Source organism: Lacticaseibacillus camelliae DSM 22697 = JCM 13995 (assembly GCF_001436615.1).
GTDB classification, from domain to species: domain Bacteria; phylum Bacillota; class Bacilli; order Lactobacillales; family Lactobacillaceae; genus Lacticaseibacillus; species Lacticaseibacillus camelliae.
This window is the reverse complement of record NZ_AYZJ01000058.1, coordinates 1-6,375: the sequence shown is the minus strand read 5'-3', so window position 1 is coordinate 6,375 and position 6,375 is coordinate 1. Positions and strand designations below refer to the sequence as shown.

The 6,375-nt window shown below is 50.4% G+C and carries 8 protein-coding genes and 1 pseudogene; all 9 read right to left on the bottom strand.

The window, feature by feature from the left end:
* Positions 1-1,013: FtsK/SpoIIIE domain-containing protein (locus FC75_RS09185; RefSeq protein ID WP_056989714.1), on the bottom strand; the 1,013-nt coding region annotated here is incomplete at its 3' end.
* Positions 1,010-1,297, bottom strand: a complete 288-nt coding sequence (locus FC75_RS09180; RefSeq protein ID WP_054666153.1) for a hypothetical protein — start codon at positions 1,295-1,297, stop codon at positions 1,010-1,012. The genes FC75_RS09185 and FC75_RS09180, both read right to left, overlap by 4 nt.
* A 19-nt stretch (positions 1,298-1,316) precedes the next feature.
* Positions 1,317-1,565 (bottom strand): annotated as a pseudogene (locus FC75_RS13190) (hypothetical protein).
* 34 nt (positions 1,566-1,599) lie between these two features.
* Complete coding sequence (locus FC75_RS09170) at positions 1,600-1,857, bottom strand: hypothetical protein (RefSeq protein ID WP_054666155.1); 258 nt, start codon at positions 1,855-1,857, stop codon at positions 1,600-1,602.
* Positions 1,850-2,113, bottom strand: coding sequence for a hypothetical protein (locus FC75_RS09165; protein ID WP_054666158.1), 264 nt, complete (start codon positions 2,111-2,113; stop codon positions 1,850-1,852). Before FC75_RS09165 ends, FC75_RS09170 begins: the two co-directional genes overlap by 8 nt.
* Before the next feature lie 74 nt (positions 2,114-2,187).
* The gene (locus tag FC75_RS09160) at positions 2,188-2,559 is read right to left on the bottom strand and encodes a YdcP family protein (protein ID WP_054666161.1); all 372 of its coding nucleotides are present in this window, start codon (positions 2,557-2,559) and stop codon (positions 2,188-2,190) included.
* An 18-nt stretch (positions 2,560-2,577) separates the two neighbouring features.
* Complete coding sequence (locus tag FC75_RS09155) at positions 2,578-2,901, bottom strand: DUF961 family protein (protein WP_054666166.1); 324 nt, start codon at positions 2,899-2,901, stop codon at positions 2,578-2,580.
* Between the two features lie 42 nt (positions 2,902-2,943).
* The gene (locus FC75_RS09150) at positions 2,944-3,186 is read right to left on the bottom strand and encodes a hypothetical protein (RefSeq protein ID WP_003606405.1); all 243 of its coding nucleotides are present in this window, start codon (positions 3,184-3,186) and stop codon (positions 2,944-2,946) included.
* Between the two features lies 1 nt (position 3,187).
* Positions 3,188-6,375 (bottom strand): MSCRAMM family protein (locus FC75_RS09145; protein ID WP_056989713.1); only part of this gene is annotated, 3,188 nt, incomplete at its 5' end.

The following is a 6,375-nucleotide window of genomic DNA, read 5'->3' as shown; positions in this document are numbered from 1 at the left end:
CGGCCAAGCATATCCATAAAGGCGACATATTCATCAAAAATCAGAAAATGGGCGGGTAGTCCAAGGTAGGCGTAGTTCTCGCCAGTCTTGTATCCGTCCATTTGTTTCATTTTGTCGTTACGCGCCATCATGTCCTGATAGAAGGTTTCAAGTGCATCCAGCATGGCTTCCTTCTTGGAATAGACCCCTGGCATCACGTCAGCTAAGTCGGCGAGGTCAGCATTTTTCGGGTCAAGAATGGTGAGCTGGGCACCGTCTTTCAGCAGTGCTTCAATCAACGTCAAAATAAAGTAGGTCTTACCACCACCTGTACCACCAGCGATCAGCATGTGGGGCAGCGCGTCATAGTGCCAAGCCACGGTTTCCATGAGCTGCATGGAGCCATGTTCACAGGTCACGTCAGCGATGGTGATGCGCTTGCCGATCGTGTCGTAAAGCAAGGTGTATTCGACGTAAGAATCGTGCATGATCTTGTCGACCAGCTCACAGTAAAGACCAGCCTCTAACTTCTTTTCCAAGTGCAGGAGTTGATCTTGATAGGAAGACATGACGATTTCAACGGAAACGTGAATCAGCCCATCCTTGAGTCGGTAATAGATTTTGGGAGAGTGCGAAATCTTCTCTTTGGTGCGCGTTGAGCCTAAGTCTTTGAAGAAGCTCTCGCTGTTGGTTTGGTCGGTTTGGTACCACTTGTTCTCCATGATCATGCGGGCGAGCTTTTGGCGGTGTTCCATCTGCTTGTAGGAATCCGCAAACCACGTTCGGTAAGCCCACAAACCAGCACCAAAGAGTAGTGCTGTACATAAACTGTTGATAATCAGCGGCAACCATGACCAAGGCAAGGCCACCACGTCCGGCCAATTAAAGAATTTCCAGTTGATTTGTCTTAGCAGCGGCCAATAAGCAATGGCAGCTCCAGTTACCCACAAGCAAACCACAACCGTCATCGCCGTGTTGTAGAGTAAGTTGCGTTGACGGGGATAGACCCGTGTACCGCGATACGTAAGTTTCATTCGTCAATGTTCACTCCGTCGTAGCCAATCACGAGACCAAGTGGACTACTTGAAACGTTGAAACTAAAGCGCGCGCCTTGAAGGTAGGCTTCGGGTTTCGCACACTGTTCTCTGGCTAAAATCAGGTCACAAGCATTCATGCCAGCTTGAATCGCGTGATTAGCTGCGTCGATTAAATTGATGATGACGTCACCAGTGGGTGATGCACCGTTGTCAAAGTCAGCGATGTGTTCGTAGTGAAGTTGAAAGTCGTCCAAGTTGACGAGGGTTACTTGATCATTCATAGAAATTCTCCTTTGGGCGTTACTTGACGCCAATATATTTGATAGCGGGTTGTCGATCTTCGGTGTCGATATTGAAACTGAACTCCTTGGATTCGTGATCGCGGGTACATTCGCCGTCTACCTAAATTGAAAATGGTTCGCCAGCAGTTGCCTGTTCGGCCGCCATCAGCACCATGTCGATCAAAGCTTCCGGGCTAGGGTCGTGGAAATCAGGGTCAACTAGCGCGGGGTAGTCTTCCAAGAATCCATCAATATTCATTGCGGACATTTTCGAGCTCCTTTCATTTGTGATAATACGAAATTCATTCCACACCCATATAAATCACGGTGTCTTCAAGCAAGTTGAAAATGAATTCCTTAGGTTCGTCATCAATCGTGTTGTCATCAACCCAGATAATGAATTGACCGTCCATTGCCTGTGTTGCGGCATCAGCGACCAATTCCTGTAAAAAGTCAGCGCTTGGCAGAACGCCATCTATTTTGATAAGTCTGGTGTAATCTTCGACAAAGCCGGCGATTTCAAAATTTTGTGGTTGAATCGATTTCGCATCTCTACTCATCGCTGACGCCCAGATACGAAAGCCGTAAGCCATCTTCGCCTTCGTAAGATGTGAACGAGAACAGCTTATTCATGCCGTCGTTAGTTTGTTCACTGTCGATATGCAGGTGCTGGTAGGATTCAGGGCTTTCTTCCATGAGTTCCACCATGTCTTGCAGGATCTCGTCTGGGTCAAGGCGGTAGTCGTTGTCGATTTCTTCGTTATAGTCGTCAATGAACACTTCACGACCAACTATGGTCAGGGTGGAAGTCATCATCAGGAATCAACTCCTTTCGTTGGTGGCAAGCAACCGCCGCAGCGGGCGGCGCGCGCGAGGAGTGGGGCAATGAGCTATTTCTTGTCATTGTTGTTTGGCTTCTCCTGCGGTTTGACCGGCGCGGTGTCGATCACGAGATCCTTGGCCTTCATGTACCACGAAGTTTCAACTCGGTTGAAGTTTGCGTTTGCCACGGTGTCGATCACTGGGTCAACTAAAGTCACAATCTGGTTGTACTTGAAGTCCTTGACCCCGGCCTCTGCCGGAATTGAAACTTGGATCATCATCCCTTGTTTCATGGATTTCAAGTCATAGGTGCGTTCCTTTACGTCGTCGGTACGGTTGCCGTCTTCGTCTTGCACGAAGCGTTCGCGGCGCTGTCCGGAGAATTTCAAGACGCCAAAGGTTTCTTCTAAGTCGATAACGATGCCTTCTGCTAATCGCATGTGAGTTCCTCTTTTCTTTTATTTGACTGGGACAATATCGTCGGCATTGCAGATGTAGCCCACAAAGGCTTGTTCACCGATCCGGTAGCCGACGGTCGCAATCCGCGGCTTGATGATGGTGACCGGTGCGTCAACTTCAATGCTTTCGGCCTTGTCACCTTTCTTCGCCGGAATAGTGATTTCGATGTTGTCGGTGCGCTGCAAGTCGGAGAACAACTCGTAAGTGCGGGAGACAACCTTGCGGTTGTCACGATCTCCTTCTGACAGTTCGCGCTTGAGCGAGCCGAAGTATAGGTGACCGAACGTCTTTTCAATGTTTGGTGCAACAAATTTGAGTTCCATGTTGTAGCCTTCCTTTCGTATTCAAAAAGCCGGGTAGTTGGGCTACTCGGCTGTGGCTTGGTGATAGTATTCGGTTAATTGTTGAAGTAGATAATCGTAAAACGACTTGGAGATTGGGTGAACTGTGCGGCCATCAGCATATCGTGGAAACTGGATATACCAGCGATACTGACCTTCGATGAGCTTCACGTTTTTCAAAATGAGCACATGATCCAGTACGATGTCGCCTTGGAGCAGCACGTCGCCGCCGGGATTGGGATACATGTTGATAGAAGAAATGCGCATATCAGTTGCCATCTTTCTTCTTGGCACCACCGATTACAACCATCGTAGCGAGGACGCCGAGCAGCAGTACCACACCGATGACGATGAGCCAGCCAGACGTCGCGTTGCCAGTTTGTGGGAGGCCAGGCTTAGGCGTCTGCTTGTCGGTCATGACGGCCTTCATGATTTCACCATCCTTAGTGATCTCGAATGGCACGAGGGCTTCGCTAATTTCGTAGCCCTTTGGTGCATCGTATTCTTGGAAGCTGTACTTACCAGCAGGCAGATTACCAAAGGAGAAGACCCCATTCTTGTCGGTGCGACCAGATACAACCGTCTTGCCGTTTTCGTCCAGAATACGGATACCGGTGTTTGGCAGGCGCTTTCCAGTCGAAACGTCGGTCTTGGTCAGTTCGCCCATGCCTTTGATCAAGTCGTTGGTCAGTTCAAAGGTAATCGCGGTTTCCTTGGTGTCAGACTTGGTCTCACCGATCTGCTTGTCCTTGCTATCGAATACCTTCACGCCGTCCTTAGTAGATACGAGCTTGAGAGTTTCCTTCGATAAGACAAGGTTGGTGGCAGAAGGCTTGGATTCACGGAGATAGAAGGTGCCCACAGGCAGGTGCTTGATTGACCCAGTAGAATCTTTGCCGACGGTGATGGTCTGAATCACCTTTTTGTCCGCATCGAGCAGTTCAAAGGTCGCGCCAGCAGCGTTACCGGTCATCGCGTAGGAGTAACCCTTACCTGAAACCAGCGTGGCAACTTCATTGATTTTCTTGAATGACAGTTCGTTTTCGTGGAGCTTGTTGTCGATCACCTTACCGTCATTGAGGTCAATGTGTTTGATCTTCTCATTGTCGGTGGTGTGGAAATGGAAGCCGTACATCGTCGTGTTCAAGTCGTGCTTCTCACCAGCATCAAGTTCCTTGACGTAGTAGTAGCCTTCTGGCAACTGGATCGCGCCAAATTCAGCCTTACCGTCTTTGACCGTCGTGGTGGCAACGAGTGATTCAGAAGGAATCACAGTTTTGCCGATCGTGGTTTCGCCTTGCGTGAACAAGCCGAAGACCTGACCGTTGGCAGCGACATTCTTGATAATTGGGAGGTTATCCTTCCAGCCGGTGATGCTTTCTTCTTGCTTGTGAAGTGTAATGTCGAGCTGCTGGAAGTCGTTCTTGGCTTCAAGTGAGGTGGAGGTCACCGTCACTTCTTGCCCGGCATACTTGAGTTCAAAAGTAATCGGATCGGTATTCATAATGAACCCGTTTGGTGCAGAGATTTCAGTTGCCGTGTACTTGCCAAGATAGAGTTCTGGGGTCTGAATCTGACCTTGAGCATCAGTGGTGCCGGTAGCAACCACGTCACCCTTGTGTGCACGAACGGTTCCGTCAGCAGTCGTAATGTCTTCGGCTGCTTTGAACTCAAACTTCGCACTAGCGAGGGCGATGTAGTCGTAGCGGTACTTATACTGGTCACCGTATTCAGTTTCAACCTTTTCGACGGCGACCGGGGTAGCCCCGGTCTTGGTCAAGGTGGCGACACCCTTTTGGGAGAGGTCAGCGAACTTGATGACCACGATGCCGTCCTTATGGCTGCCGTTGATGGTGAACTTGGTTGGTTTCTTAGCCAGTACATAGCCTTCTGGAGCTTGAACTTCTTCGAGCTGGTACTTGCCGTAGCCGAGCGCTTCGGCTGTGATTAACTCACCGGAGTTGTCGGTAGCGAACTTATCAGTCATACCGGTCTTGTCGGCTGTCGGCTGAACTTCGTACTTGTTGGCTTGCAGGTTCTTAATGCGGAAGATTGCGCCAGCGCGCAGCACGGTCTTACCGGTTTCGGTATCAACCTTGACTACCCGCAGCTTTTCTTCAATGACCTTGTTTTCGATGCTATAATGCTGGGACTTCTGGGTGCCATCAACTGTGACCGTGAACGGCTTGATGCCGTTGTAGCCCGTTGGGGTCTTGGTTTCAGCTACGGTGTAGGTGTCGTAAGGCAGATCCGCAAACTTCACGTACCCTTGGGCATCGGTGAGGCCAGTGCGAACAACCTTGCCAGTGGTCTTGCTGGTGACAGCGAACTGGGTGTCCTTGAGCATGACCGACTTAGTGCCTTTGCCTTGGGTTGACCAGTCGTAGTTCCCGTACTTGAGTAAGTCGAGATCACCAGTGATGACTTGTTCCTTGACCGTCGTGGTAGCAGTTGCAGTGGTGAGGTTCTGACCAGCGTAAGCCAACTTGAAGGCGTGCTTTTGCGGATCAAGCACGTAACCAGTCGGCGCCTTTACTTCTTGCCAGTAATAATCGTCCAGTTCCAAGCCGGAAACAGACGCCGTGTTGTTGGCGATCGTCACCGATTTCACGAGCTTGTCATCGGTTGCACGGTGGAGTTCGTAGACAGCCTCGTTTAGGCTGGCAGCACCTTGTGGCTGCTTACCAGTAACAGCGTCAACTTTTTCGATGTTGGCAGTGCCGCGCTGTTCTTGATCGGTCGTATCGACGTGAGCCGTAGTGACCGTGACAGTTTGACCAGCATACTTCAATTCAAACGGCAGCTTGGCCGTGTTCAGAACATAGCCAGCAGGGGCTTTTTCTTCCAGTGCGTAGTAGCTACCGAGCTTGAGGTTCTGCAAGGTGCCTTTGCCATTGCCGTCAGTGGTGATCGCGCCAACCCGTGTGCCGGTGCTGGTGTAAATGCCGTAGACAGCACCATTAAGCGAGTAGTAGGCATTGAACATGTCGCTACCGAACTCACGCCCAATCTTGGCGAGGGTCACGTTACCGAGCTGTTCCTTGTTACCGAGGACAACTTCAACGGTCTTGCCGGGTTCGATGGTGACTTCTTTGAGTTCACCCTTGTTGACGTAGCCGTTAGGAGCAGTGACTTCCGAGACGGTGACCTTGGTGCCAGCCTTCAAGTCATTCAAGGCAGCATACCCGTCAGTACCAGTCGTGACTTCTTTGGAAGTACCATTGTATGCGAACTTGAGCTTCGCCCCGGGCAATGCTTTGTTGGTGTCGGCGTCAACCTTCTTGGCTTTCAGGTTCCCGTTCAGGTTGACCTTGATCGGTAGGCTGAATTCGCCGTTGCTGGAAAGCTTGAAATTGACCAACTTTTGTTGGGAGCCCTTTGTATAAACGAAAGAGGTACCAACGTCAGCGGCCTTAGCAATCGCATAAGCCACCTTACCAGATTCCTTCGACTGGG

What these genes read in the sequence shown, in the direction of transcription:
- FC75_RS09150 (WP_003606405.1), bottom strand. Translation starts at nt 3,186, where the DNA reads ATGCGCATTTCTTCTATCAACATGTATCCCAATCCCGGCGGCGACGTG.
- FC75_RS09170 (WP_054666155.1), bottom strand. Translation starts at nt 1,857, where the DNA reads ATGAGTAGAGATGCGAAATCGATTCAACCACAAAATTTTGAAATCGCC.
- FC75_RS09160 (WP_054666161.1), bottom strand. Translation starts at nt 2,559, where the DNA reads ATGCGATTAGCAGAAGGCATCGTTATCGACTTAGAAGAAACCTTTGGC.
- FC75_RS09165 (WP_054666158.1), bottom strand. Translation starts at nt 2,113, where the DNA reads ATGATGACTTCCACCCTGACCATAGTTGGTCGTGAAGTGTTCATTGAC.
- FC75_RS09180 (WP_054666153.1), bottom strand. Translation starts at nt 1,297, where the DNA reads ATGAATGATCAAGTAACCCTCGTCAACTTGGACGACTTTCAACTTCAC.
- FC75_RS09155 (WP_054666166.1), bottom strand. Translation starts at nt 2,901, where the DNA reads ATGGAACTCAAATTTGTTGCACCAAACATTGAAAAGACGTTCGGTCAC.